Source organism: Spirillospora sp. NBC_01491 (genome assembly GCF_036227065.1).
GTDB classification, from domain to species: domain Bacteria; phylum Actinomycetota; class Actinomycetes; order Streptosporangiales; family Streptosporangiaceae; genus Spirillospora; species Spirillospora xylanilytica.
This window is the reverse complement of record NZ_CP109432.1, coordinates 7980591-8005733: the sequence shown is the minus strand read 5'-3', so window position 1 is coordinate 8005733 and position 25143 is coordinate 7980591. Positions and strand designations below refer to the sequence as shown.

Below are 25143 nucleotides of genomic sequence, written 5' to 3'. Positions count from 1 at the left end.
GCCGGGCGGCGGCGGGGACGGGGAGCGGCGCGGGGCCGGGTGCGGGGACGCGGCCGGGCGGGGCGGCGGGTCAGGAGGGGGATCCGCCGCCCGCCTCGGCCGCCTCCGCGACCTCCGCGCCGGGGTCTCCGTCTGCCGCCCGTCCGTCCGTCTCGGCCTGCCTGCGCTCGGCCCGGGCGAGGTCGTGGTGCCCGGTGCGCAGGATCACCACGCCCGCCAGGATCGCGGCGGCGCCGACGGCGAACGGGACGTGCACGTTGGTGTGCTCGGCGAGCCGGCCGGCCGCGTACGGGGCCAGGCCGCCGCCGATGAAGCGGACGAAGCCGTAGGCGGCCGAGGCGATGGGACGTTCCACCGGCGCGACCATCATCACCGCCTGCGTGGTCACGGTGTTGTTGACGCCGATGAACACCCCGGCGACGATCACGGCCAGGATCAGCGTGGTCTGCGAGTCGGTGAAGATCGCGATGACCAGCACGTCCAGGGCGAACAGCACCAGGTTGCCGTACAGGGTGCGGGCGAGCCCGAACCGGCGTTGCAGCCACGGCGCGCCGAACACCGAGAAGACCGCGACGAGCAGCCCCCAGCAGGTGAAGACCAGGCCGAGCTGCATGGCCTCCAGGTGCATGGGGAACGGCGCGTACCCGAGCACGGTGAAAAAGCCCCAGTTGTAGCAGAGCGCGGTGAGGCTCATGATGAGCAGGCCGCGGTGCCGTAGCGCCTTGAGCGGGTCGGCCAGCGAGGTCTTGGCGGCGGGCCGCGGCTGCGGCTTGACGAGCACGAGGGTGGCGGCGAGCGCGATCGCCATGAGCACGGCGACGCCGTAGAACGGGCCGCGCCAGCTGATCTCGCCGAGGGCGCCGCCGAGCAGCGGGCCGACGGCGATGCCGAGGCCGAGCGCGGCCTCGTACAGGATGATGGCGCCGGCGAACCCGCCGCTGGCCGAGGCGACGATGACGGCCAGCGAGGTCGCGATGAACAGCGCGTTGCCGAGCCCCCAGCCGGCCCGGAAGCCGACGATGCCGCCGATGCTGCCCGAGGTCCCGGCCAGCGCGCTGAACACCACGATCAGCACCAGCCCGGCGACCAGGGTGCGCTTGGCGCCGATCCGGCTGGACACCCAGCCGGTCACCAGCATCGCGACCGCGGTGACCACCAGGTAGCTGGTGAACAGCAGCGTCACCTGGCTCGGCGAGGCGTCCAGGTCGGCCGAGATCGCGGGCAGGATCGGGTCGACCAGCCCGATGCCCATGAACGAGATCACGCACGCGAACGCGACCGCCCACACGGCCTTGGGCTGGCGGAAGGGGCTCTGCGCCGCCCCGGGGGTCTGGTTCATCCATCGCTCCTGGAGGTCGGGGGGTCCGCGGGCGGTCTCGCCCCCGGGCCGTGGGTGAGGCCGGTGAGCCGGTTCAGCGCCGGCAGTGCGGCGGCGATGGCCTCGCGGTCGCCGGCCGGCAGCCCGGCCAGCAGTGCGGCCAGGTCCCGGGCCTGGGCGGCGCGGCGGCCCGCCAGCTCCGCGCGGCCGGCCGTGGTGACGCGGACGACCACGGCGCGGCCGTCAGCGGGCAGCGGGCCGCGTTCGGCGAGCCCCTCCCGTTCCAGCCGGGACACGAGCTGGGTCATGGCCGGTTGGGTGACGCCCTCGAACACGGCCAGCTCGGTCACCCGCCGGGGGCCGAACCGCTCCAGGGTCGCCAGGGTGGACACCGCCGTCATCGACCGGTCGCGGGGAAGCGCGAGGGAGCGCATCAGCGAGACCACCCGGCCGAGGCCCGCGGCCAGCTCCAGCTCGTCGATCTCCGGCGATTGATCCATAAGTTCCTTATATCAGCGACTTGTATAAGTTGCCTATGCTTCATCCGTAGACAATCCAGAACGCCCCGACGCATCCCTGCACGTCCCTGCACGTACCTGACCGCCGGCGGTCTTTCTTTGTCCGCCGCTGAGTTTTCGGTCGGCCCCGCCCGGCTAGGACTGCCCAGGTGGGAGACCCGATGGAGGCCGAGGGGCCGGACGGCGCGCCCGCGCCGGTGACGGTGGGGACCGACGGCTCCCCCGAGGCCGACGAGGCCGTCGCGTGGGCGGCCGACGAGGCGGCGCGATGGCGCCGCCCGCTGCGGATCGTGTTCGCGCTGGACACCTGGCCGTTCAACGACGAGTACGCCTCGCCCGAGCTGAAGGCCGAGGCGGCCGGGCTGGGGCAGGAGGAGCTGAGGCTGGCGCGTCGCGTCGCGCAGGCCAGGCAGCCGGACGTCCCGGTGACCTCCGCGGTCCTGCACGGCGCCCCGCTCCACGTGCTGCAACTCGAGGCGGAGCGGGCCTCCACCCTGGTCGTCGGGCACAAGGGGGCGGGCGGGTTCGGCGGGATGCTGGTCGGCTCGACCGCCGCCTTCCTCGCCGGCCGGACGGCGGGCCCGCTCGTCGTCGTCCGCGGCGTCCACGACGGGGCCGCCGGGACCGGGCACGACGAGGTCCTCGCCGGGACCGACCTGTCGGACGCCTCGCTCGACGCCCTGCGGTACGCCGCCGAGGCCGCCGCGCAGCGCGGGGCGCGGCTGCGCGTCGTGCACGCCTACCGGGTCCCGCCCGCGCTCGTCCGGATCGTGTCGCCGCTGGACCTGGCGGGCGTGGAGGAGCGCGCGCGGGCCGCGCTGAAGGCGGCGTGCGCCCCCGTCCGGACGCGGCACCCCGACCTCGCGGTGACCGAGACGGTCGTCCGCGACCATCCGGTGAGCGCGCTCTCGGCCGCCTCGGCGACCGCCGACCTGGTCGTGCTCGGCTCGCGCGGCCGCGGCACCATCACCGCGGCGCTGCTGGGCTCGGTCGGCCACGGCGTGCTGCGCCACGGCGGCTGCCCCGTCGCCATCATCGGCGCCCGCCCCTGACGCCCCCCTCCCTCACGGCCTTCCTCAAAGCCGCCGCGTCGGCGTCGACACCGGTGGGTAGGGTGCGTCGACGCCCCCGACGCGAGGAGAGCGAACGCGATGAGCACCGAGACGGTCCTGGTCCAGCGCGACGGCCCGGTCACCCTGGTCGGCATCGACCGTCCCGAGCGCCGCAACGCCGTCGACGGCCCGACCGCCGCCGCGCTCGCGGACGCCTTCCGCGCGTTCGACGCCGACCCGGACGCGGCGGTGGCCGTCCTGTACGGGACGGGCGGGACGTTCTGCGCGGGCGCCGACCTCCGGGCCCTCGGCACCGACCGGGGCAACCGGGCCGCGCCGGACGGCGACGGCCCGATGGGGCCGACCCGGATGCGGCTGTCCAAGCCGGTGATCGCGGCGGTCGAGGGCCACGCGGTGGCGGGCGGCCTGGAGCTGGCGATCTGGGCCGACCTGCGGGTCGCGGCGCAGGACGCGGTGTTCGGGGTCTTCTGCCGCCGGTGGGGCGTCCCGCTGATCGACGGCGGCACGGTGCGGCTGCCCCGGCTGATCGGGGAGAGCCGCGCGATGGACCTCATCCTCACCGGCCGCCCCGTGGACGCCGACGAGGCGCACCGGATCGGCCTCGCCAACCGGGTCGTGCCGACCGGGCGGGCGGTGGAGGCTGCGCGGGAGCTCGCCGCGCACCTCGCCGCGTTCCCCCAGACGTGCCTGCGCGAGGACCGCGCCTCAGTGCTGGACCAGCACGCTCTGGACGAGGGCGGCGCGCTGGCGTCGGAGTTCCGGCACGGCGAGATCTCGCTCGCCGCGGGCGCCCTCGACGGGGCGGCGCGCTTCGCCTCCGGCGCGGGCCGGCACGGCTCGTTCGACCTGTCCTGACGCCGGCGCCCCCGCCCCCGCCCGCGTCACCGCTCGAACGCCTCGGCGACCGCGAGGCTGTCCTCGTACATGTGGTGCCGTGTGAGCAGGCCGTTCTCGACGGTGAGGTGTAGCGCGAACGTCATGGCGAACTCCCTGCCTGTGGTCGTGACGTGCTGCGTGCTCGTCCCGGTCAGGACGGCGTCGGACCCGTCGACCAGGATCTCGCCGACCGTCACCGCGCCCTTGCCGGGCGGGCAGACGTCGCCGAAGACGCGGTGGTGCGCGGCGACCTCCTCGGGGTCGCCGCCCGCGCTGACGCGGAGGAACTCCTCGACGACGGCCCTGGTGGCTACGGCGCCGGTGGGCACGTCCGGCTGTGGCGGGGAGCCAGGCGGCGCGAGCGCGCTCGCGCGCGGCGCTCGGGCCGGTCGGGCACGGGCCGGCCTCAGGGGACCAGGTTGCGGAGCGGCTCCCCTGAGGCCAGGCGGCGGGTGTTGTCGGCGGCGATGTCCACGCAGCGGTCCATGGTCTCGGCGGTGAGCCAGGCGACGTGCGGGAGCGCCACCACGTTGTCGAGCCCGAGCAGCGGGTTGGCCGGGTCGATGGGCTCGGCGGCGAACACGTCCAGCCCGGCGGCGCCGAGCCGGGTGCGCAGCGCCTCCACCAGCGCCGGCTCGTCGACGACCCCGCCGCGCGAGGTGTTGACCAGCACCGCGCCGGGCCTCATCAGCGCGAGCCGCCGCGCGTCGATGAGCCGTTCAGTGGACGGCGTCAGCGGCAGGTGCAGCGAGACGATGTCGGACTCGGCGAGCAGCGCGTCCAGCGGGCGCCAGCCGGGGTCGGCGGCGGACCCGGACGGGCTGTGCCAGACCACCGCGGCGCCGAGCGCGACCAGCGGCGCCTCCAGCCGCCGCGCGATGGCGCCGTGGCCGACCAGGCCAACCGTCCGCCCGCCGATCTCGCCGACCCGCTCGGGCAGCGTGGTGTCGATCGGCCAGCCCGCGCCGCGCCGGGTGGCGGCGTCGAGCGGCACCACCCGGCGCAGCGCGGCCAGCATCAGCGTGAGCGCCGCCTCGGCGACGGCGGGCGCGTTGGCGCCGGGCATGTTGGCGACCGCGATCCCGGCGGCGCGGGCCCGGTCCAGGTCGATGGTGTTCACCCCGGATCCGAGCTTCTGGATCAGCCCGAGCCGCGGGGCGCGGGCCAGGTCGGCTGCGGTGATCGGGCGCAGCACGTGCCAGAGCGCGTCGGTCTCGGGCAGCAGCGCGGCGAAGCGCTCCTCGTCGTGCTCGGCGCACCACCGCACGTCGAGTCCGTCCAGGCGGGGCTCGAGGCGGGCGCGCAGGACGTCGGTGGGCGCGAAGTGGAACAGCACCCTCGGCGCGGCGGTCACCACTGCCCCCAGGGTCCGAGCCCGGCGGTGCGCCCGCACCCGTCGCTTTCTCGTTCGAACACACCTGAACCTAACATTCGGTTCGTTTCGGCCAGGGCGTCGGCCGTCGGGATGGGCGCGGCGCCGACCGGCAGTACCCCTGGAGCCCCCGGAGCCGTCTTCAGACTCACGGGAAGGCGAGATCGATGAACTCGTCCACCATCCGGTCGACCTCGGCGCGCTCGCCCGTGGCCAGCAGGTCGAGCAGCGCTCCGCGCGCGAAGGCCAGCAGCGCACGTGCGCGGGCCCGGGCGCGCGGATCCCCGGGCGGCAGCCCGCGGGCGACCAGCTCGGTGCCGGGCTCCAGCCAGGTATCCACGATCCCGTCCAGCAGCGGCGCGGCGCCGGACCGCCCGGCGAGCGCCGCGCCGTACAGCTCGAAGAACAGCCGTTCGTGCGGGGCGAGGGCGGGGTCGCTGAGCAGCCGCCAGAAGGCGCGGGCCACGTCGGCCGGCTCGGTCGCCTCACCTGCCTCGCCCGCCACCTCCTCCTCCAGCCGGGCCAGCGCCGTCCGCTGCCGCCGCTCGACGGCCCGCACGACCTCGACCAGCAGCCGCTCCTTGGAGCCGAAGTGGTAGATCAGCATGCGGTGGCTGGTGCCCGCGCCCGCGGCGATGCCGCGCAGGCTGCGGTCGCCGACGCCCGCCTCGGCCAGGTGCTCGACCACCCGCTCCAGCAGCGCCGCCTTCGCCTCGGGCCGGGTCGATTCGATCATGTACCGTATGGTACATGTACCACACGGTACAGACTGACGGAGGAGGGCGGGATGCAGGAGATCGAGGTGACCGCGCGCTCGGCGGCGGACCCCGGCGCGGTGTACCGGCTGCTGCTCGACGGGGCGCGCTGGCCCGAGTGCTCCCCGCTCGGCTCGTTCGAGCTGGAACGGCCCGGCGAGACCGAGCGCGAGGGCATCGGCGCGATCCGCGTGTTCACCACCGGGACGGTCAAGAGCCGCGAGCAGGTCGTCGAGGCCGTCCCCGGGCGGCGGTTCGGGTACGTGCTGCTGTCCGGCCTGCCACTGGTGGGCTATCGCGCCGACCTCCTCCTCACCCCCGACGGCGACGGCACCGTCATCTCCTGGCGCTCCCGGTTCCGGCCCAGGTACACCGGCACCGGCTGGTTCTTCCGGCTGTTCCTCGGCGGCGTCATCCGGCGGCTCGTCGCCGGGCTCGCCGCCACCGCGGGCGCCCCGCGAACGTGACGTCGGATTTCCGCCAAGCGTTCGCGGCCCGTCCGGTGTTCTCCATGGAGACGGAAGGAGACACCATGACCACCGTGATGGCGGCCGACCCGGGCGAGCGGGTCGAGGGGGCCGACTGGGCCGCGCTCGCAGGCGAGGTGAACGAGCACGGGTGCGCGCTCACGCCCCCGGTCCTCACCCCGGACGAGTGCCGCGAGATCGCCGCGCTCTACGACGACGCGGGGCGGTTCCGCTCAACGGTCGACATGGCCCGCCACCGGTTCGGGCAGGGCCAGTACCGCTACTTCGCCCGCCCGTTCCCCGAGCCGGTCCAGCGGCTGCGGGAGGCGTTCTACCCGCGCCTGCTGCCGATCGCCCGCGACTGGGCGGCCAAGCTCGGACGCCCCGCGCCGTGGCCGGACACCCTCGCCGAATGGCTGGAGATGTGCCACGCCGCCGGGCAGGCCAGGCCGACCCCGATCCTGCTGCGCTACGGCGCGGGCGACTGGAACGCACTGCACCGCGACCTGTACGGCGAGCTGGTGTTCCCGCTCCAGGTGGTGATCGGCCTGGACGTCCCGCGTGAGGACTACACCGGCGGCGAGTTCCTGCTGGTCGAGCAGCGTCCACGGGCCCAGTCGCGGGGTACGGTCACGGCCCTGGAGCAGGGCCGCGGGCTCGTCTTCACCACCCGGGACCGCCCGGTGCGCTCGACGCGCGGATGGTCGGCGGCACCGGTCCGGCACGGCGTCAGCACGGTCCGGTCCGGGCGGCGGCGCACCCTGGGCCTCGTCCTGCACGACGCGTCCTGAGGAGGGACATGCCCTCGAGAACACCGCTGGTCCGGCACGCCGGGACCGGCACGGGGCCGGCGCCCGAACCGCACACCGCCGCCGAGCTCGCCACGCTGCTCGAGCTGCTCGCCGGACGGCGGCGCCCCCGCATGGAGGCCGTCACCATCGGCCACGGCCGCGACGCGGCGTCCCGCGGCGCGGCGGACGCCTTCGGCGCCGCGTGGCACGCCCGGGGCGGGCACGTCCTGGCCGTGGTCGACTGGCCGGAGACCGCCGCGTCGTGGCTACGGCCCGCGCGGCGGTTCTGCGCGGGCGAGCCCGACGCGTGGGTGGTGGCGGGCGCCGCGCCGGGCTGGGCCCAGATGAGCCGCCGCCTGCGGCACAGCACCGCGTGGGACCCGGACCGCACCTACGGGTTGGCGTCCCTGGGCCTCGCCGCGCTGGTGACGCTCGCGGGACCCGGCACGCTGGACGGGCTGCGCGGCGCCGCGGCGGACGGCGGAACCTGGCGGATCGGCGGCGGTCTCATCGTGCACCGCCCGAACCCCGGCTGATCGGCCCGACGCGGTGCCGCCCGCCGGCGCCCTCCTTCACACCCGCCAGGAGGTGACCAGGTCGTCGAGCGCCGCCTGGTCGTAGACGATCCCGCGGGAGGCGAGCTCCTGGGCGACCAGCTCGCCGTCGCCGTCGTGCCGGGCGAGCAGCCGGTACACCGCGTACGGGAACCAGTGGTTGTCGCTGATCCGCCGGATCTCGGCCTCGTCGCAGCGGTAGCCGTCGGCGGTGACGTCGGCGAGCGTGGCGGCGACGTCGCCCTGGTGCCGCTCGAGGATCTCGATCACGATGGCGCGCAGGTTCTCGGGGCTGATCTCGCGCAGCGCCGAGGAGACCGGCTCGTCCAGCGCGGTGGCGCCCAGGCCGCCGTGGCCGTTGAGCCCGGACGCCGCCGCCGCGGCGACGACCGCGGGCCCGGGGGCCGGCGCGACGGGCGCGGGAGCCGAGGCGGCCGGAACGGGCTCGGGCTCGGGCGGCGCGGTGGGCGCCGCCGGAGCGGCCTGGGCCGCTTGGGCGGCCTTGGCGGCGGCCCGCGACTTGGCCCGCGCGGTCCCGGCGGCGGCCTCGGCCAGTGACTGGGCGGCGGCGCCGTTCAGCCGTCCGGACTCGATCGCCTTGTCGGGACGGAGCGGCACCTGCGGGAACGGCCCGGTGGACCGCAGCGGCATCAGCGTGACCTGGTGCAGCGTCACCGGCGGCGCGATGGCGCGCTGCTCGGCGACATCCTCCTTCGCCTCGGCCTCCTCGTCCATCGACACGTAGCGGTGCAGGGTGCGCAGCAGGACGAACAGGCCGAGCATCGACACGATCGGCGGCACCGCGGCCGTCGCCTGGTAGGAGAACTGCCGCTGGCCGACGTGCCCGACGTTGAAGATGAGGCTCGCGGTCCAGCCGGCGAGCGCGATGGTCAGCGGCAGGCAGAAGTCCAGCCAGCTGAGCAGGTGCTTGCGGCGCAGCACGAAGGCGTCGATCGCCAGTAGGAACAGGCCGAGCTCGCCGACGATGATGAACAGGTCGACCAGGAGGGGGAACGACTCGGCCTTCCAGCCCCTGAGGCCGTGTTCGAGCGCCCAGTGGTACAGCCCGGCGTAGGACTGGGCGAAGCCACCCGCCGTAGCGGTCAGAACCGCGGTGGCCATGAGCGCGATGGCGCCCCAGCGGGTTATCGCCTGTGCCCGGTTCGCGACGGTCATACGGGGTTGCTCCCAGAGTCTGAATTCGTATGGTCGGCGGATTAGCAGACGAGACTATCGATTCTTCCGCTCTCGGGTGACGAGAATGCTGGAGAGAGCGGTGTGACCGCCTCCAAGCCGCCGAAGGGTGGGTTCACCCGGCCTGGTCGCGGGCGCGCCGCCGGTGGTGACGGACCGGAATCGGATCGATACGGCATCGGCATCCGATTCGGCCCTCGCCGCCGACGCACCGCACGACGGGCCGCGCCGGGCGGTTCGATGGGCCCGGCGGCGGGCCGGCGCTGCTGACATCGCGTCAAACAGTAGTCCGGCACAATCCGGAGAGGGGATCCGGCGGTATCGCCCGCCCTCCGGCCGCGCCGGGCGTCCCGGATTACCGGGCCGCTGCGCCTGACGCAACAACCGATTGTGCCGCACATAGTTCTGTCCCCGCGACCGCAAGTCGGCGGGCCCGCTTCTCTCCGGCGGGCGACTCAATGCCCGCCGCGTCCGCCCGGCCGGCCCGCCCCGGCGCGGCAACGACGGGAAACCGGAACACGGCACCGCGAAAACGTCGCCACCGGCATCGGAGCCTGACATCGGGCAGGCGAACCCGAAACGGTTCATACTCGAACACCTTCACCGATGCGGGCGGCGGCGGCGCCGTCCGCCGTCAATTTCGCGCGCCGCGGCGCGCCCCGCGGACTTCGCCCGGGAACGCGCCGGGCGCCCGCGCACGGCGGGACGCGCGGAACGCATGGGCGGGGACGGGCCGGCCGCGCCGCCCCATGGCCTCACCAGCGCCCGGAATCCGCTACGGTCAAGGTCGCCGCGTTGGCCACGGGAAGGAAGACACAGTACACATGGCCGAGAAGGTCATTCGCGTGGACGACATCGACGGCTCCGAAGCGAGCGATGTCGCAAAGCGAGACTTCGAAGTCTTGGGTCGGACGTTCACGATCGACTTGAGCGATGACAACCACAAGCGTCTACATGAGATGCTCGACACTCTGGCGCCGTTCATCGAGAACGCCGCCGAGGTGAAGCCCGCCGGGAAGGGCCGTAAGTCCGGCCGAACGGCGAAGATCAAGGGCTACACCAACGGCGACGTCCGGGAGTGGGCATTGAACGAAGGCGTCGAACTCTCCGAACGTGGCAAGATATCCGATGAGGTCTATGCTGCATTCATCGAGACCCATCCGGACGCCAAGCCGGACGCATAGCTAGGGAGTCCCCGCATGGCACAGAAGGTCGAAGTCCTACTCGTCGACGACATCGACGGTGGAGAAGCTGATGAGACGGTCAGTTTTTCCCTCGATGGCACCACTTACGAGATCGATCTGAGCAAGAAGAACGCCGCCAAGCTCCGTGAGGGACTCGGCCCGTTCGTGTCCAGCGCGCGCAAGGCCCGCAAGACCCCCGCCCGGGGCGCCCGGGGCGCGCGCACGACCAACAGCCGCGAGCGCTCGGCCGAGATCCGCGAGTGGGCCAAGAACCACGGCATCAAGGTCAATGAGCGCGGGCGCATTCCCGCCCATGTGATCGAGCAGTACGACGCCGCGCACTAGCGGGAACAGGGGATACCCCTGGACGGAGGGGCCGGGTGGGTCGTCCACCCGGCCCCTTCGCGCGCCCGCTCACAGGAACGGGAAGGTCAGCCCGAGGGCCTTGTCGATCTGAAGGGCGGTCGAGGCCAGCACGCTGGTGACCAGGCCCGCGCAGACCACCACGACCGGTCCGGAGACCGTGTTCTTGGGGGGCGGCTCCCCGAGCAGGGCCTGGACCCGCTGCACGACGCCCGAGCCCGTGACCCCGGCGAACGGGCCGTACGCCGGGAACTCCCCCGGCGGGCGGGTGAGCGCCACCCGCGCGATGGTGCGCGCCACCAGGCCGCGGTCGCCGACGCACTCGGCGGTGTCCTCGTCGGCCCAGCGCTCGACGGCGAAGCGCAGCCGCTCGTCCAGCCGGCCGAGCGGCAGCACCGCCGCGGCGAGCGACCCCGCGGCCAGGTAGCGGTGGTGGGAGTGCCGCAGGTGCGAGCGCTCGTGCTGGAAGACCACGCGCAGCTCCTCGGGTGTGAGCATCGCCAGCAGCCCGCGCGACACCACCACCCCGCCGCCGCGTCCGGGCACCGCCAGGGCGATCGGGGCGTCGGTGTCCAGCGGGCGCCGCGTCGCCGCCCGTGCCGAGCGCAGGTCAGCCGTCCAGCCGGCCACCAGCCGCCAGACCAGCACCGCGCCGCCGGCGGCGAGGGTCAGCGCGGGCAGCCCCACCGCGCTCGGCAGCGGCCGGTCGTCGCCGAACAGCGCCCATTCGGGCAGCCAGGTGGTGAAGCCGGGCGCGAGGCCGGCCAGGTAGTTGACGCCGACGAACACCACCGTGCCCGCGACGGCCAGCACCGTGGTCACCGCGACGGTCACCAGCAGCCGGGCCGACCAGGCCGGATGCAGCGGCGGCGCCGCGTGCCCGAGCGCGGTCGCGAGGGCCAAAGTCACGGCGGCCGGCAGGAATGTGATCCAGTTCATGCGCCCGGTCCCAGGCCGTCCCGCCCGAGGATCGACCGCAGCAGCCGTTCCTCCTCGCTGCTGAGCGTCTGGACGAACCGGCTCAGCACGCCGGACGGGTCGCTGGCGTAGCGGAGGTGGTCGTGCATCCGGTCGGCGACCAGGCGGGACTCGTCGACCGCGAGCCGGTAGGTGAAGAAGCGGCCCTGCCGCTCGCGGGTGACCAGCCGCTTGTCGTACAGGCGGAAGAGCACCGTGTTGACGGTGGTGTAGGCGGGCTCGCCGTCGAGGCGGGCGCGGATCTCGGCGGGGGACAGATGGCCGTCCGCCGCGGCCAGCGCGGCCAGGACCTCGGCCTCCAGTTGGCCGAGCTGTCGTCGAACCACAGGAGCAGCCTTCGCTGATTCGGGGACGGCGGACGCCGATGGGTGCACCACCCTACCCGGACCCTCTATTACAACCGTAGTAGAACGGCCGCCGGCAGCCGTGACCCGCCATCTGTGCGCGCCGTCCGCGGCGGTGGGCCGGCCGGTCAGTCGGCGGCGAGCTCCAGGTCGTGGCCCGCGCGCACGGCGCCGGCGACGCGGTCGCGCAGGGCCGTCTCGGCGCGGCGGGCGTCGTCGGCCAGGCCCTGGATCTCGGCGCCGGCCAGATCGTCCCCCGCGGTCCCGGCCAGCAGCTCGCGGTAGCGGGCGTTCTGCTCGGGCAGCCGTTGCAGGACGAGCGACTCGTGGAAGGCGTCGTCGGCCTCGCGCGCCCGCTGCGCGTACGCCTCCAGCGCCTCGATCCGCCGGGTGACCGAGCGGACCGACGTCTCCAGGGCGCGGTCCTGCGGTCTCAGCAGGGCGCGGACGGCCGGGGTGAGCCGTTCGGGCTGCTGCGCGCGGCGTTCCCGGCGCAGCCGCGTGTGCTCGGCCAGCGCCCGCGCGATCGCCCACTCCTCGCGCGGCAGCACCACGGTGTTGTTGACGCCGTCGAGCAGGCCGGCGGCCTGCGCCTCGGAGCCGAGGACGCTCTCGACCGCGCGCTGCGCCCGGACCAGGAGGCGGGTGGCGGGCCGGTCGAAGTCGCCGGGCAGCAGGTAGCGGCCGTGGTGCTCGCGGGCGGCGCGGGCCGGGGCGGGCTCGCCCATGTGCCGCAGCGCCCCGATCCCCCAGCCGGTGAAGCCGGCGGCGGCCAGCAGCGCGGCGGCCTCGACCTGGCCGAGCAGCAGCAGCGCGATCTGCACCGCCGGGGTGAGCATCATCGTCAGCACCGGCAGCCTGCCCCACCGCAGGACGCCGCCCATCAGGTCCTCCTCGTCGAGCGACGCGGCGAAGAACACCCTGATCCAGCCGCCGGGGAGCACGCCGTAGAAGAACGCGAACGTCGGGACCCAGACGAGGCGTCCGGCGAGCGCGGCGGCGCCGAGGGCGGGCGGGGACGGCGGCGGCAGGCAGGCCGCCACCAGCCCTTCGGGGGGCCGGCCTTCGAGCAGCTCGCGGTCGCCTGCGGGGAGTTCGGGGTCGAGGACGAAACGGGGGTGGTCCTGGTCGTTCACACGTGCCCTCCCACCTGTCGGGGTGTACGCCGGCCCGTGACTCCGTCCCTATCACGGCGGACGGGACCGGCTCCAGGGACGTCACGAACTCCGGTCAAGGGACCGGTCGCGGAACGTCCTTTCGAGTTCGCCTAAATCCATGGACGTCCCGCCCGGTTTCAGGTGAAGTGCCGGACATGACCGTCGCACTCGCCGTGATCCTCGCCGGAGTCCTGCACGCCACCTGGAACGCCATCGCGAAGGGCGCCGCCGACCACGCCGTGTCGTTCGCGGTGATCGCGCTGACGCAGACGCTGCTGACCCTGCCCGTGCTGCCGTTCACCGGCCTGCCCGACGCGGGCGCGTGGCCGTGGCTGACGGCGTCGATCGTCGTGCACGTGGTCTACATGGGGCTGCTGCTGAAGTCGTACGAGCTGGGCGACTTCAGCCAGGTCTACCCGCTCGCCCGGGGCAGCGCGCCTCTGGTGGTCGCGCTGGTGGCGGCGACGCTCTTCGGCGAGCGGCTGTCGTGGCCGCAGTTCGCCGGCGTGGCGGCGGTCTGCGGCGGGCTCGGCGTGCTGGCCTTCGCGGCGGGCGGACGGCGCGACCCGCGCGCGATCGCCGCGGCGCTGCTGACCGGCGCGTCGATCGCGGCGTACACGGTGCTGGACGGGGTCGGGGTCCGCGAGGCCGGGGGCGCGCTGCCGTACACGACGCTGCTGTTCGCGGTGCAGGCCCCAATCACCGTCGCGATCGTCGCGGCGATGCGCGGCCGGCGGCTGGTCACCGCGCTGGACCGGCGACAGTGGCTGCTCGGCCTCGGCGGCGGGGTGTTCGCGATGGCGGGGTACGGGATCGTGCTGTGGGCGCAGACCCGCGGGACGCTGGCGTCGGTGGCGGCGCTGCGCGAGACCGGGGTGATCTCGGGCGCGGTCATCGGGGCGGTGTTCTTCTCCGAGCGGCTCGGCGCCCGCCGCGTCGCCGCCGCCTGCGTCGTCGCCGCGGGCGTCGTCCTCATCACCGCGCACTGAACGGGTCAGCCGCTCGAGGTGCAGCCGTATTGCAGCAGTCTTCCCTCCACCCGCACGGGGTGGCCGGCGGGAAGGGGTGTTCCCTCCAGCGCGGGGATGTCATCGGCGGCGTCCGCGCGGATGAGGCCGCCGCGTTCCTCCCCCTCGCGCAGATCGCGCGTCTGAGCGAGACGTCCGTCCTGGTAGACGCGGAGTTCGAGGACGTCGGCGCCGTACTCGGCCGCGGCGTCCTCGGCGGCGATCTCGGCCAAGGCCCGCGCGAGGTCGTCCGGCGCGTTCAGCACGTAGGAGCGGCTGACCATGTCGCCGTTGTTGTTGACCATGTCCGCCCGGTGCAGGAAGTAGAAGCTGTACATGCCCGGGGACCATAGCGGCCCCGTCCGTCGGTGCCGGATGGCATGATCCCCGCCATGGCAGCCGAGAAGACCGAGACGGTCCCGTCCGACGAGCTGGAGCGGTGGGCGCGAGAGGGACGGCCCGGAGCCGCGCGCAGGCTCGGGCACCGCCTCTGCGTGCAGGTGGACGCGACGATCCTGATCAGCCCCGACACGACGCCGGACGGCGAGCGCTGGCTCCGGCGGGCGCTGGATCTGGACCCCCACGACGGCCTCGCGGCGGTGCTCCTCGGCGGGCTGCTGCACCGGCAGTGCGATACGGCCATGCGGGACGGCGTGTGGCTCGAGGAGCCCGGCGACGACGACGAGCAGGCGGCGCTCTGGCTGGCCGCGCTGCGCGAGCGGTGGACGGAGGCCGAGCAGTGGTACCAGCACGCCCTGGCGCTGGAACCCGGCGACGGGGCCGCCGCGGCGGGGCTGGCCCACATGCTCACCGACCGGCTGACGGCCCTGGAGGACTACCGTTCGGAGTTCATCGGCGATGACGTGTTCGGGGCCGACGACATGCTCGACGCGAGGATCCTCTTCGAGGACGCGGGCGAGGACGCCGAGGCCGCCGTGCGGGACGAGGCGGCGCATTGGGCCCGGCGCGCGCTGCTGGCCTTCGCGCTCGGCGACGCCGCGGGCGGGGCCGCGCGGCAGTGGCTGCGCGTCGTGGAGTTGGCACCGCAGGACTACTGGTCGGCGGTCCAAGCCGTGACGTCCCCCCTGGCGGGCGTCGATCTGGAGCCGGCGGAACGCGCCTGCCGGGAGGCGGCCGAGGCCGGGGACCCGGAGGCCGTCTACAGCCTGGCCCTGATCCTGGACGCCACCGGACGGGAGGCCGAGGCCGACGACTGGCTGGCGCGTCCCACCGCGCGGCCCGTCCCGGCCGAACTGGCGGCTGAGGGCGGCGACGGTCCCGAGCACGTGTCGCTGCCCGCGCTGCGCCTGGCCAAGCGGCTCAGCGGGCAGGCGGCACGCCGCTGGGCGACCCGCGCGGTCCTGCTCGCGAAGGACCGGATGCTCTACCGCTGCATGGATCGCTACACCAAGCTGCTGGACGGCCCGGACGACGGCGCCGACGTCCGCGCCGAACTGGAGCGCTGGCTCGCCGCCGGGCACTCCGAGGCGGGTTTCGCGCTGATGCTCCTGCACCGGGTGCAGGGCCGTCCCGAGGAGGCCGAGCGCTGCCGCGTGCGGGCCGTGGAGCTGCGCGGGGAGTGACCGCCCATCGGTCAGCGGCGGCGGAGCTGGGCGGTGATCGTGGGGTCGGTGATCGCCGCGTCGTCGGCGAGCAGCAGCGCCTTCGACAGGATCAGCGAGAGCCTCCGGTCGCCGTCGGACGGCAGGAACCCGGGGTCGTCGCGGCTCCGGGAGGCGACCACGCACAGGTACGTGTCGTCGGGCCGCATCCGGATGTTCCCCGAACCGAGGTGGATGTCGTAGGTGCGCAACGTCCCGCGCACCCGCAGGAACCGGTCGGTCAGCTCCATCCGGTCGGCGGCGCGCAGCCCCGGCAGCAGCCCGGCGAGGACCTCGCGGCGGCGTTCGGCGGTCTCGGTCAGGTCGCCGAACGCCGCCGCCCGCCACGCTCCGGCCGGACGGCGCTCGGCGCCCGTGTCGCTCCAGCCGGGGTCGGCCGCCACCGAGCACGCGGCGACCCACGTCTCGACGTCCCGCATGGCGTCGGAGAAGACGCGCGGTGGGACGGTCTCGAGGTCCACGTGGTGCCAGTCGGCGTCCTCTCGCCGGTAGAAGCGGACCTGGTCGGTGGCGAAGTGGCCGTCCTCGATCTCGTCGACGTAGAAGCGGGCCTGCCAGCCGCCGTCGGCGAACGCGCCGGAGAGCTCGTCGCGTTCGATCCACGACTCGGCGCGGCCGTCGGAGGTCCAGGCCCAGCGGCCGGCACGGACCAGCGGCCCCAGCGCCGGCTCGCTCAGCAGGTGGGCGGCGAAGCGGTTGGAGTACGAGCGGGTCTCGCGCTCGGCCGGTGCGATCAGGTGCACGGACCGGAACACCTGGTCGAACGGCTGCCTGGCCGGGTCGGCGCCCAGCGCGGCACGCCAAGCGCGGACCTCGTCCGACCCGGCGTCGACCGGGTGCCAGAGCCGCGCCGTCGCCCCGCCGGCCAGGGCCACGCGAGTGCCGTCGACGGTGGTCAGCGCCCAGCCGTCGCCGTCCCGTGCGGGAAGCCCGGTGAGGGTGGCCCCCTCCCCTGTCTCGACCTCCCAGACGAGCCCGCAGGCGACCGCGGCGGACAGCGGATGCGCCAGGATCTCGTCCCGCCACCGCGCGAGCGGCCAGCGGTGACCGGCCGGCAGCATCGCCTCGAAGGCGGCCCGCTCCCTGTTTAGGGCCGCGGTCACATGCCGGACGAGGAAGTCCCAGTCGAACGGACCGGAGCGAAGCGAGGACCGCCCGACGACCTGACGAGGGTCTGGGGGTCGCCCCCCAGGAGAATCGGAGTCGAACGGACCGCAGCGAAGCGAGGACCGCCCGACGGGTCGACCGGGGTCCGGCGGTCGCTCGGCGGTGGTGGAGTGGTTGACGGTCACGGTGCCAGGTGGGGCGACGGTGATGGTGGCGGTGACGCCGTCGCCGAGGTCGCGGTCGAGTCGGCCGGTGCGGTCGAGGCCGAAGGTGGGCATGGAGCGCCGCGGGGCCGGGACCGGTTCGCGCGGTGTCATCCGCCGACCAGCTGGACGAGCTTGATGAAGACCACGTCGGGGTCGCCGGCCAGGTCGATCTCGTCGTCGAGCCCGTCGAGCTGGCAGCCCCCGACCAGGACGAAGAAGCCGTTGCGGGTGAAGGCGCGGCAGGCGGCCTCGGCATGCGGCTCCCATGCGACCGGCCCGGTGCGCGGCAGGCCGCGCCGCAGTGCCCGTTCGGCCGCGGGCGGCTCGACCAGGGGGCTGACGTCGGCGGTGCGGCCCGCGTTGAACCGCGCGACCTCCTCTCTGACCCGCAGCGTGATCAGCTCGCGCAGGGTGAGGCGGGTGGGGACGTCCGGGAGGCCCATCGTCTCCCGTGCCGGGGACGCCCCCCGCTGGTCGCTGATCGTCAAGGTGCCCATGGACGGAGACGGTAGAGGACGCCTCCGACACTCAGCCAGTGGGTCCGGTGGAACCGAGCGCGGTGCGGAGGGCGGCGGTCACCGCGTCCGGCGCCGGGCCGGGCAGGATCGCGGCCAGGTGCGCGTCGGGCCTGATCAGCCAGCCCTCGCCGGGCCGCAGGCCGATCGCCGAGGCCAGTTCGCCCGACGGGTCGAGGTCGGACGCGTTCAGGACGTTCAGCGGCACGTCGGCGGCGGGGGCGAACCCGCCGGACGCGAGGAGGAGGGTGAAGCCGTCGCGCAGCAGCCGCCGCAGCCGGGTGACACCGAGGCGGCCCGGGACCCGCAGCGGCGCGTCCGGGACGATCACACCGGGGGCGGCCGGCATGAGCGCGCCCCTGGCCGGGCGGCCGGTGGGCGGGCGGGTGGGCTCGGGGGTGGTCAGCGGCGACGCGGTGTACCAGAACGGCTCGGCGAAGCGTCCGGAGTCGATGTCGCCGGCGGCGGCGGGGTCGGCGGCGGCCCGTTCCAGCACGGTCCGCCGCCGGGCCCGCTCGGCCCCGGTCCGCGGCACGAGGAACCGCATCGTCGCCGCCGTGACCTCCAGGTTCTCCAGCGCCGCCGCGTGCCGTTCGGCGTGGTAGGACTCCAGCAGCGCGGGCGGCGCCCAGCCGCGCAGCACGAACGCGATCTTCCAGGCGGCGTTCTCGGCGTCGGCCACCCCGGAGTTGAGGCCGCGCGCGCCGAACGGGGCGAACAGGTGGGCGGCGTCGCCCGCGAGCAGCACCCGGCCGGTGCGCATCCGCTCGGCGACGCGGGAGTGGAAGCGGTAGACCGAGCTCCAGTCCGTCTGGTACGGGCGGTTCCCGATGACCTGCCGGATCCGCCGGTCGAGGCCGCCGTCGGCGCGCTCGTCGGCGAGGGAGAAGCCGGGCGGCACCTGCCAGTCGATGCGGTACCGCGAGCCGGGGCAGGGGTGGATCAGCACCTGCCGGCCCGGGTTCCAGGGCGGGTCGAAGTAGAAGCGGCGCTCGTGCTCCCAGCCGGGCAGGTCGGCGCGGAGGTCGACGATCAGGAACCGGTCGTCGAAGCTCTCCCCCGGGAAGCGGACGCCGAGCGCGCCGCGGATGCCGGGCCGCGCCCCCGAGCACGCGACCACGTACGACGCACGGTATGTCTCGCCCGTCCGGCAGCGCACCGTGACGCCGTCGACGTCCTGGGCCAGTCCGGTGACCTCGCGGCCCCGGCGGACCTCGATGAGGGGGTTGGCGGCGACGCGCTCGTCGAGGATCTCCTCGGTGCGGGTCTGGGAGAGGTTGACGCACGGCGGCAGCGTGCCGGGGCCCGCGAACCGCCACGAGAACAGCTCGCGCTCGCGGTGGTAGGTGCGGGCGGTGGTCCAGGCCAGGCCCTCGTCGGCGATGGCGTGCGCGCCGACGGCGGCCCAGATGTCCAGGACGTCGCGCTGCTGGCAGATCGACCGGGATCCGACCGGGTCGCGGGCCGGGAGCTGTTCCAGCACGAGTACCCGCACGCCCCAGCGGGCCAGCAGCAGCGCGGCGGTCTGCCCGACCGGGCCAGCGCCGATCACCACGACCGGCGCGGCGGTCCTCGCCCCGTCCATGCTCAGTCCTGCAACTCGGCCCAGACCCGCCGGTCGCGTTCGGCGGTCCAGATCCGGGGCCGTTCGACGCCGTCGAGCTCGTCCCAGAGGCGGGAGACGTCGAACGGCAGGCAGTGCTCGAAGATGGGCCAGCCGCCGTAGCCGGGGGCGAGCGCGGCGTGCACGGCGGCGAAGGCGTCCTTGAGCGCGCCGCCCCGCGCGCGGACGCCGCGCACCTCGCGGATCATCACCTCGAGGAAGTCGCGGGTCTGCGCGACGGCGGCGCCGACCGCGTCCCGCCCGTGCGCGACGGCGCCGCGCCCGCCGACGAGGGTCTCGGCGCCGAACGCGCCGACGCGGTCGAGCGTCCCGGCGGCCCAGTCGCGGTGGAAGGCGTCGCCGGTGTAGAGGGCGGCCTCGGTCTCCACCAGGTCGCCGGCGAACAGCACCCGGTGCCGGGGCAGCCAGGCCACGATGTCGCCCTCGGTGTGGCCGCGCCCGCAGTAGGCCAGGTCGAGGTCGCCGCGGTCGCCGCCGAGGTCGATGGTGAGGGTGTCGGAGAACGTCAGGGTCGGCCGGGTCAGGCCGGGGATCGTCTCGGGCCGCTTGAACAGCCGGGGCATCCGCGCGTGCTCGGACTCCCAGTCCTGCGCACCGCGCTCCTCGACGAGCGCCCGGGTCCGGTCGTGCGCGATGATCACCGGGGCGCCGAACGCGCTCGCGCCGAGGGTCCGTACCGCGTGGTAGTGCGACAGCACCAGGTAGCGGATCGGCTTGTCGGTGTGCGCGCGCAGCACCGCCAGCCAGTCGCGGGCCGCCGCCGGGGTCGCCAGCGCCTCGAAGCAGACCAGGAAGTCCTCGCCCTCGACGGCCCCGATGTTCGGGTCGCCCTCGGCGGTGAGCGCGTAGACCCCGTCGGCGAGGACCTCCAGGGTCTTCGGCTTGTCGGCCAGGTCGGCGGACGACGCGAACGGTCTGGACATCATCGTCCCCCTTGATCGTGGACGCGGCGGCGCCGCCGTCCCCTCCCATTGGAGCATCGCCGGGCGGGACGATCCAGGTCTGGCGCGGGCGCGCAGGCTCTCCCGGGTTCCGGGGTAGGAAGGATCTTGGGTGGGAAGGTAGGGAGCGCACCCGTGCGCGCGGCGGGACCGCGCGGAAGGAGAATCGTGCCCGGGGACACCCCGAACGACCATCGCGGCGCCCGGACGACCGCCGGGCCGCGACCGCGGTGAACGCGGTGCTGGGCCTGGTGGCCGTCCTGCTGCTGACCGCCGCGACCGGCTACTTCGTCGCGCAGGAGTTCGCCTTCGTCACCGCCGACCGGCTCGCCCTGGACGAGCAGGCCCGGGGCGGCGACCGCGGCGCCGCCCGCGCGGTGCGGGTGATGGAGCGGTTGTCGTTCATGCTGTCGGGCGCGCAGCTCGGCATCACCGTGACGGCCCTGGTGGTGGGGTTCATCGCCAAGCCCGCACTGGCCGACCTGATCGCCCCGCCGCTGCGCGCGGCCGGGGTGCCGGGCGGCGCGGCGGGCGGGATCGCGGTCACGCTCGGGTTCGCGCTGGCCACCGTCGTCCAGATGGTGTTCGGCGAGCTGTTCCCCAAGAACCTGGCGCTGGTCAAGGCCGAGTCGATGGCCCGCGCGCTGGCCTCGTCCACGCTGGTGTACATGACGGTGACCGCGCCGCTGATCAGGATGTTCGACGCGTCGGCGAACCGGCTGCTGCGGGCCGCCGGGATCGAGCCGGTGGAGGAGCTGCACCACGGCGCGACGCTGGAGGAGCTCGGGCTCATCATCGGCGAGTCCGGCGAGGAGCTCCAGGCCGGGCACGCCGACCTGCTGGAGCGGGCGCTGGTGTTCTCCGAGCGCACCGCCGAGGAGGTGATGGTGCCGCGCGTCGACGTGGTGACGGTCGCCGCCGACTCCCCCGCGAGCGCGCTGAGCGAGGTCATCACCGCGAGCGGCCACTCCCGGTACCCGGTGGTCGGCGCGGGCGTCGACGACGTGATCGGCGTGGTCGGGCTGGACGAGCTGGTGCTGCTCACCCCCGAGGTGGCCGAGAGCACCCTGGTGCGGGAGATCGCCCGGACGGCGACGCTGCTGCCGTCCACGCTGCCGCTGCCGGACGTGGTGGCGCGGCTCCAGTCCGGCGGGGTGCCGCTGGCCCTGGTGGTGGACGAGTACGGCGGCTTCGCCGGACTCGTCACCTGGGAGGACGTCGCCGAGGAGCTGGTCGGTGAGATCACCGACGAGAACGAGGCGGGCGAGGACCTGGCGATCCGCCGGGGCGAGTGGTGGACCACCGACGCGGGGCTGCGGATGGACGAGGTCGCGCACGAGACCGGGATCTCGCTCCCCGAGGGCGACTACGAGACGGTGGCCGGGCTGCTGCTCCAGCGGCTCGGCCGGGTCGCCGAGCCGGGCGACGTGGTCGCGGTGGACCTGGCCCCGGCCCGGCTGGACGAGCCGGCGCGCAGGGCCGTGGTGGAGGTGCTGTCGGTGCACCGGCACGTGCCCGAGCTGATCAGGATCCGCACCGTCGAGGACGACGAGCCGGACGGCGACGGCTCCAGCGGGAGCGGCTCCGGCGGGAGCGGCTCTGCCGGGAGCGGCTCCGGCGGCGCGGGGAACGGGAGGTGAACCTGTCGGTGGGGGCGCCGCTCACGCTGGCGCTGCTGGCGGGCAACGGATTCTTCGTCGCCTCGGAGTTCGCGCTGGTGGCGGCCAAGCGGCCCCGGCTGGAGCGGGCCGCCGCCGAGGGCAGCCGGGCGGCGGCGTCCGCGGTGGCCGGGATCGGCGAGCTGTCGCTGATGCTGGCCGGGGCGCAGCTCGGCATCACGATGTGCTCGCTCGGCCTCGGCCTGGTCTCCGAGCCGGTGATCGCCGAGACGCTGGCGCCGGCGTTCCACGCGGTCGGGCTGCCCGGCGCCGGGGCGCACGCGGTGGCCTTCGTGCTGGCGCTGGCGCTGGTGACGTTCCTGCACATGGTGGTCGGGGAGATGGCGCCCAAGTCGTGGGCGATCGCCCGGCCGGAGCGGTCGGCGATGATCCTGGCGCCGCCGTTCCGCGCGTTCACCGCCGTCGTCCGGCCCCTGCTGGCGGCGCTGAACTCGACCACCAACCTGCTGCTGCGCATGGTGGGGGTGCATCCGCGCGACTCGGCCCAGGTGTCGCGGACCCCTGAGCAGCTCCGGCTGCTCGCGGTGGAGTCGCGGCGGCTCGGGCTGATCGAGGAGACCGATCTCAACCTGCTCACCGCCGCGCTGGACGCGCCGCGCGCGCCGCTCGCCGATCTGGTGATCCCGCTCGGCGACATCGTCTCGGTCGCGGCGTCGGCGACCCCGCAGGAGGTGATCGACACCGCCGCGCGGACCGGCCGCACCCGGATGATGCTGCGCGGTCCCGGGAACGGCGGCCCGGCGCGGATGGTGCACGTCCGGGACGCCTACCTGGCCCGCGCCCGGGACCGCCGGACGCCGGCCGGGGCGCTCGCGCACCCGGTCCCGACGCTGCCGATCGGCGCGCCGGTCGGCGACGCGGTGACGACGCTGCGCGCCCACCACAGCCATCTCGGCCTGGTGCAGGGCACCGACGGCCGTCCCGCCGGACTGATCAGCCTGGACGACCTGCTGACCACCCTGCTCACCCCGGCCTGACCACCCATTGGCGTCAACCATTGTTGACACGCTCGCCGTGTCAACTTATATTGACACCATGAGCGATGGAGTGACGCTCGCCCAGGAGGCGGGCAGCCAGGATCCCGCGGTCGGGCTGCGGGCCGTGCGGGCGCTGCGGGAGCTGGCCGAGCGGCTGGAGGCCCTCCAGGTCGCCCGCGCCCGCGACCGGGGCTGGTCCTGGCAGGAGATCGCGGTCTGCCTCGGTGTGAGCAGGCAGGCCGTCCACAAGAAGCACGGCGGCGGCCGGCGGATCCTCAAGAAGGAGCGGTAGCGCGATGTTCGAACGCTTCACCACCGACGCCCGGAACGCGGTCACCGGTGCCCAGCACGTGTCCCGCGAGCTCGGCGACCGGCACATCGGCACCGAGCACGTCCTGCTCGCACTGCTGGAGGGCTCCGGTCCGGCCGCCCGCGCGCTGAGCGGCCGGGGCGTGGACGCCGCCGGGCTGCGCGTCCACCTGGCCCGTACCCGGGGGCGCGGCGGCGACCCGCTCGACCCCGCGGCACTGAAGGCCATCGGCATCGACCTGGAGGCCGTGCGGGAGGCCGCCGAGGACAGCTTCGGCGAGGGCGCGCTCGACACCCCCGCCGGGTCCCGTCCCGGACGCAAGGGCCACACGCCCTTCACCTCCGACGCCAAGAAGTCGCTGGAGCTAAGCCTGCGGCACGCGCTCCGGCTCAAGCACCGGCATATCGGCAGCGGGCACGTCCTGCTCGGGCTGCTGCACGACCCTGGCTTCCTGTCCGTCCGGCTGCTGGCCGAGGCGGGCGTGGACGTGGCCGGGCTCCGCGCCGACGTCACCCGACTGACCACCGCCAACGCCGCCTGACCCGCCCTCCCCAGCGCCGGACCGGGCGGCCCCGGGCATGCTCGGGGCCGCGTGGTGCCGCGAAATCACTCGGGGAGGGGGAGCTCCCGCGGTCATCCGCCGAGCTGCCGGGTGAGGGCCGCGACGCACGCGCCCCTCCGGCCGGGGTCGCCGGGGAAGCGCCGGCGGCATTCCGGGCCGATCCAGCCGGGTGCCTGCGCGGGCGGACGGGCCGCGGTCTCGCGCGGCGGATGCTGCCGGGGCCGGGGAGCACGGGGCACCGGACGGTGCCGCGGGCGGTGACGCGGCTGGGCCCGGCTCGCCGGCGGCGAGCGGCGCCCGGTGGCGGGCACCCGGGTGGGCGCCCTCGTGGACGGGACGGCCCGCGCCGGGGCGTTCCCTCGCGCCGGTCCCGAGCCGGTCGGCCCCGAGCCGGTCGGCACCGGGCCGGCCGGCATCGGGCGAACCCGCCGGGGCGCGGCCGTCGGCCCTCGCTGCTCCGGCGACGCGGTCGCCTCGGCGACGCTCGGGGTGGCGGCGGGAGGCACCGGCGCGGTCCGGGACGCCGCCCAGCTCACGCCCAGACCGAAGGCCCCGGCGACCAGTGTCAGGCCGGTTCCGAGCAGGAGCCTGCGGCCCCTGCGGCGCCCGGCCGGTCTGGGAGCGGAACGCAGGTAGCCGGCCGGCGGGAGGCCGCGAGGATCGGACGCTCCGTCGTCATCACCGTCCGTGCGCATCCGGGCACGATATGACATCGGCCCGCGCGCCCGGGCCAACTCGCGCCATCAGCGCCCGGCGAGTCGCTCAACGACCGGGGCGAGGCGCCCGGCGAACGCCGACGGGACCGTGACGTAGGAGATGCCCAGCTCATCGCGCCTGCGCTCCAGCCGGTCGGCCATCTCCCGGGGCGTCCCGGCCAGCAGCGCGATCGAGCCGGCCTCCGCCAGCTCCGCGAAGCCGACGCCCATCCGGGCGGCCAGCCAGTCCGGCACCTCGTCGCCGACCACGTGCACGCTGGTGCACAGCTCGACCCGGCCGAACCGCTCGCCCGCCGCGTCCCGGACGGTCCGCACCAGCCGGGCCAGGCCGGCCTCGCCGGTGAGCGGCGGGACGCCGAAGGCGACCGTGTCGGCGCGGGCGGCGGCGAGTTCGAGCATCCGGGGCCGGGACGCGGCGACGAGCACGCGCGGCGGGCGCCCCGTCCCGGCGAAGGCCCCCGGCGGCGGGGCGGCGACCGCGTCGATCACCCGCCCCACCCGGGCGACGCGCTCGGCGGCGCCGCCGTACGGGACGCCGAGCAGCTCGGCGTCGGCCTCGCCGCCCGGCCGCCCGGCGCCGACGCCGAGCTCGAAGCGGTCGCCGGTGGCGAAGGCGAGCGAGGCGGCCTCCCAGGCCACCAGGTTCACCGGGCGGGCCGCGGCGGACAGCACGAAGGTGCCGACGCGCAGCGTGGTCGTGGCGGCGGCAGCGGCGGCGAGCGCGATCGCGGGCGCCGGGGTCGCGACGGTGTCGGCGGTGAGGAACGTGGCGTAGCCGAGGTCCTCGGCATGGCGGGCGAGCGCGGCCCAGGCGGCGCCGTCGCGGGCGCCGCCGGCCATCACCCCGAAACGGAACGGGCGGTCGGACATGGGGACCTCCTTGTCGGGGACTCCATTTGAGTGAGTACTCACTCATTTGTCAAGCCGGACCCG

The 25143-nt window shown here is 75.0% G+C and carries 29 protein-coding genes; 13 read left to right on the top strand and 16 right to left on the bottom strand.

Annotated features, from left to right (window positions below; translation table 11 throughout):
• Positions 1-70: 70 nt before the first annotated feature.
• Positions 71-1339, bottom strand: a complete 1269-nt coding sequence (locus OHA34_RS37185; protein ID WP_285936606.1) for an MFS transporter — start codon at positions 1337-1339, stop codon at positions 71-73.
• Positions 1336-1818, bottom strand: coding sequence for a MarR family winged helix-turn-helix transcriptional regulator (locus OHA34_RS37180; RefSeq protein WP_285936607.1), 483 nt, complete (start codon positions 1816-1818; stop codon positions 1336-1338). Before OHA34_RS37180 ends, OHA34_RS37185 begins: the two co-directional genes overlap by 4 nt.
• 167 nt (positions 1819-1985) lie before the next feature.
• On the opposite strand from OHA34_RS37180, the gene OHA34_RS37175 reads away from it, so the two are divergent.
• Together OHA34_RS37175 and OHA34_RS37170 are read left to right on the top strand one after the other, a co-directional pair.
• Entirely contained in the window at positions 1986-2888 is a 903-nt protein-coding gene (locus OHA34_RS37175; protein ID WP_285936608.1) for a universal stress protein, read from the top strand.
• A 99-nt stretch (positions 2889-2987) separates the two neighbouring features.
• On the top strand, positions 2988-3764 hold the full coding sequence (locus OHA34_RS37170; RefSeq protein ID WP_329520207.1) for a crotonase/enoyl-CoA hydratase family protein: 777 nt from the start codon (positions 2988-2990) through the stop codon (positions 3762-3764).
• A 26-nt stretch (positions 3765-3790) separates the two neighbouring features.
• Here the strand turns inward: OHA34_RS37170 and OHA34_RS37165 are convergent, their stop codons facing one another.
• The 3 genes from OHA34_RS37165 to OHA34_RS37155 all read right to left on the bottom strand — a co-directional run bounded on the left by OHA34_RS37165 (position 3791) and on the right by OHA34_RS37155 (position 5893).
• Positions 3791-4114 carry a nuclear transport factor 2 family protein gene (locus tag OHA34_RS37165; protein ID WP_285936610.1) on the bottom strand — a complete coding sequence of 108 codons (324 nt, stop codon included), beginning with the start codon at positions 4112-4114 and terminating at the stop codon, positions 3791-3793.
• Between the two features lie 77 nt (positions 4115-4191).
• Positions 4192-5142 carry an NAD(P)-dependent oxidoreductase gene (locus OHA34_RS37160; protein WP_329520206.1) on the bottom strand — a complete coding sequence of 317 codons (951 nt, stop codon included), beginning with the start codon at positions 5140-5142 and terminating at the stop codon, positions 4192-4194.
• Between the two features lie 163 nt (positions 5143-5305).
• Positions 5306-5893: a TetR/AcrR family transcriptional regulator gene (locus OHA34_RS37155; RefSeq protein WP_329520205.1), complete on the bottom strand. Its 588-nt coding sequence runs from the start codon at positions 5891-5893 to the stop codon at positions 5306-5308.
• Positions 5894-5944: 51 nt separating this feature from the next.
• Here OHA34_RS37155 and OHA34_RS37150 point away from each other — a divergent pair, with 51 nt between their 5' ends.
• The 3 genes from OHA34_RS37150 to OHA34_RS37140 all read left to right on the top strand — a co-directional run bounded on the left by OHA34_RS37150 (position 5945) and on the right by OHA34_RS37140 (position 7706).
• On the top strand, positions 5945-6379 hold the full coding sequence (locus OHA34_RS37150; RefSeq protein WP_329520204.1) for an SRPBCC family protein: 435 nt from the start codon (positions 5945-5947) through the stop codon (positions 6377-6379).
• Between the two features lie 65 nt (positions 6380-6444).
• Positions 6445-7170, top strand: coding sequence for a 2OG-Fe(II) oxygenase (locus tag OHA34_RS37145; RefSeq protein ID WP_329520203.1), 726 nt, complete (start codon positions 6445-6447; stop codon positions 7168-7170).
• 8 nt (positions 7171-7178) lie between these two features.
• Positions 7179-7706: a hypothetical protein gene (locus OHA34_RS37140; protein ID WP_329520202.1), complete on the top strand. Its 528-nt coding sequence runs from the start codon at positions 7179-7181 to the stop codon at positions 7704-7706.
• A 36-nt stretch (positions 7707-7742) separates the two neighbouring features.
• Here the strand turns inward: OHA34_RS37140 and OHA34_RS37135 are convergent, their stop codons facing one another.
• Entirely contained in the window at positions 7743-8900 is a 1158-nt protein-coding gene (locus OHA34_RS37135; protein WP_329520201.1) for a DUF2637 domain-containing protein, read from the bottom strand.
• An 842-nt stretch (positions 8901-9742) separates the two neighbouring features.
• On the opposite strand from OHA34_RS37135, the gene OHA34_RS37130 reads away from it, so the two are divergent.
• Both OHA34_RS37130 and OHA34_RS37125 read left to right on the top strand, forming a co-directional pair.
• Positions 9743-10102: a histone-like nucleoid-structuring protein Lsr2 gene (locus OHA34_RS37130; RefSeq protein ID WP_285936617.1), complete on the top strand. Its 360-nt coding sequence runs from the start codon at positions 9743-9745 to the stop codon at positions 10100-10102.
• Positions 10103-10117: 15 nt separating this feature from the next.
• Positions 10118-10447, top strand: a complete 330-nt coding sequence (locus tag OHA34_RS37125; protein ID WP_285936618.1) for a histone-like nucleoid-structuring protein Lsr2 — start codon at positions 10118-10120, stop codon at positions 10445-10447.
• A 69-nt stretch (positions 10448-10516) separates the two neighbouring features.
• On the opposite strand, the gene OHA34_RS37120 is transcribed toward OHA34_RS37125, so the two are convergent.
• The 3 genes from OHA34_RS37120 to OHA34_RS37110 all read right to left on the bottom strand — a co-directional run bounded on the left by OHA34_RS37120 (position 10517) and on the right by OHA34_RS37110 (position 12923).
• Positions 10517-11404: a M56 family metallopeptidase gene (locus tag OHA34_RS37120; protein ID WP_285936619.1), complete on the bottom strand. Its 888-nt coding sequence runs from the start codon at positions 11402-11404 to the stop codon at positions 10517-10519.
• Positions 11401-11769, bottom strand: coding sequence for a BlaI/MecI/CopY family transcriptional regulator (locus tag OHA34_RS37115; RefSeq protein WP_285936620.1), 369 nt, complete (start codon positions 11767-11769; stop codon positions 11401-11403). The genes OHA34_RS37120 and OHA34_RS37115 overlap by 4 nt, the downstream gene beginning before the upstream one ends.
• Positions 11770-11915: 146 nt before the next feature.
• Entirely contained in the window at positions 11916-12923 is a 1008-nt protein-coding gene (locus OHA34_RS37110; RefSeq protein WP_285936622.1) for a hypothetical protein, read from the bottom strand.
• A gap of 176 nt (positions 12924-13099) precedes the next feature.
• Here OHA34_RS37110 and OHA34_RS37105 point away from each other — a divergent pair, with 176 nt between their 5' ends.
• Positions 13100-13933, top strand: a complete 834-nt coding sequence (locus OHA34_RS37105) for a DMT family transporter (protein ID WP_329520200.1) — start codon at positions 13100-13102, stop codon at positions 13931-13933.
• Positions 13934-13938: 5 nt separating this feature from the next.
• Here the strand turns inward: OHA34_RS37105 and OHA34_RS37100 are convergent, their stop codons facing one another.
• On the bottom strand, positions 13939-14289 hold the full coding sequence (locus OHA34_RS37100) for a hypothetical protein (RefSeq protein WP_329520199.1): 351 nt from the start codon (positions 14287-14289) through the stop codon (positions 13939-13941).
• Between the two features lie 54 nt (positions 14290-14343).
• Here OHA34_RS37100 and OHA34_RS37095 point away from each other — a divergent pair, with 54 nt between their 5' ends.
• Positions 14344-15534 carry a hypothetical protein gene (locus OHA34_RS37095; RefSeq protein ID WP_329520198.1) on the top strand — a complete coding sequence of 397 codons (1191 nt, stop codon included), beginning with the start codon at positions 14344-14346 and terminating at the stop codon, positions 15532-15534.
• Positions 15535-15545: 11 nt separating this feature from the next.
• Here OHA34_RS37095 and OHA34_RS37090 read toward each other — a convergent pair whose 3' ends face one another.
• Genes OHA34_RS37090 through OHA34_RS37075 form a run of 4 tightly spaced genes read right to left on the bottom strand, consistent with a single transcriptional unit; the run spans position 15546 to position 19951 of the window.
• Entirely contained in the window at positions 15546-16958 is a 1413-nt protein-coding gene (locus OHA34_RS37090) for a DUF4132 domain-containing protein (RefSeq protein WP_329520197.1), read from the bottom strand.
• 35 nt (positions 16959-16993) lie between these two features.
• Positions 16994-17383, bottom strand: a complete 390-nt coding sequence (locus OHA34_RS37085) for a hypothetical protein (RefSeq protein WP_285936628.1) — start codon at positions 17381-17383, stop codon at positions 16994-16996.
• A 31-nt stretch (positions 17384-17414) separates the two neighbouring features.
• On the bottom strand, positions 17415-18986 hold the full coding sequence (locus OHA34_RS37080; RefSeq protein ID WP_285936629.1) for an FAD-dependent monooxygenase: 1572 nt from the start codon (positions 18984-18986) through the stop codon (positions 17415-17417).
• Positions 18987-18988: 2 nt separating this feature from the next.
• The gene (locus OHA34_RS37075) at positions 18989-19951 is read right to left on the bottom strand and encodes an MBL fold metallo-hydrolase (RefSeq protein WP_285936630.1); all 963 of its coding nucleotides are present in this window, start codon (positions 19949-19951) and stop codon (positions 18989-18991) included.
• A 254-nt stretch (positions 19952-20205) separates the two neighbouring features.
• Between OHA34_RS37075 and OHA34_RS37070 the strand changes: the two genes are divergently transcribed.
• Genes OHA34_RS37070 through OHA34_RS37055 form a run of 4 tightly spaced genes read left to right on the top strand, consistent with a single transcriptional unit; the run spans position 20206 to position 23473 of the window.
• On the top strand, positions 20206-21606 hold the full coding sequence (locus tag OHA34_RS37070; RefSeq protein ID WP_285936631.1) for a hemolysin family protein: 1401 nt from the start codon (positions 20206-20208) through the stop codon (positions 21604-21606).
• Entirely contained in the window at positions 21603-22622 is a 1020-nt protein-coding gene (locus tag OHA34_RS37065; RefSeq protein ID WP_285936632.1) for a CNNM domain-containing protein, read from the top strand. The genes OHA34_RS37070 and OHA34_RS37065 overlap by 4 nt, the downstream gene beginning before the upstream one ends.
• A 58-nt stretch (positions 22623-22680) precedes the next feature.
• Complete coding sequence (locus OHA34_RS37060) at positions 22681-22914, top strand: helix-turn-helix domain-containing protein (protein ID WP_285936633.1); 234 nt, start codon at positions 22681-22683, stop codon at positions 22912-22914.
• 4 nt (positions 22915-22918) lie between these two features.
• Positions 22919-23473, top strand: a complete 555-nt coding sequence (locus OHA34_RS37055; protein WP_329520196.1) for a Clp protease N-terminal domain-containing protein — start codon at positions 22919-22921, stop codon at positions 23471-23473.
• A 92-nt stretch (positions 23474-23565) separates the two neighbouring features.
• Here OHA34_RS37055 and OHA34_RS37050 read toward each other — a convergent pair whose 3' ends face one another.
• A complete protein-coding gene (locus OHA34_RS37050; protein WP_329520195.1) occupies positions 23566-24189 on the bottom strand; it encodes a hypothetical protein in 624 nt (207 codons plus the stop codon).
• 48 nt (positions 24190-24237) lie between these two features.
• Positions 24238-25080 carry an LLM class flavin-dependent oxidoreductase gene (locus tag OHA34_RS37045; protein WP_285936636.1) on the bottom strand — a complete coding sequence of 281 codons (843 nt, stop codon included), beginning with the start codon at positions 25078-25080 and terminating at the stop codon, positions 24238-24240.
• Positions 25081-25143 lie beyond the last annotated feature (63 nt).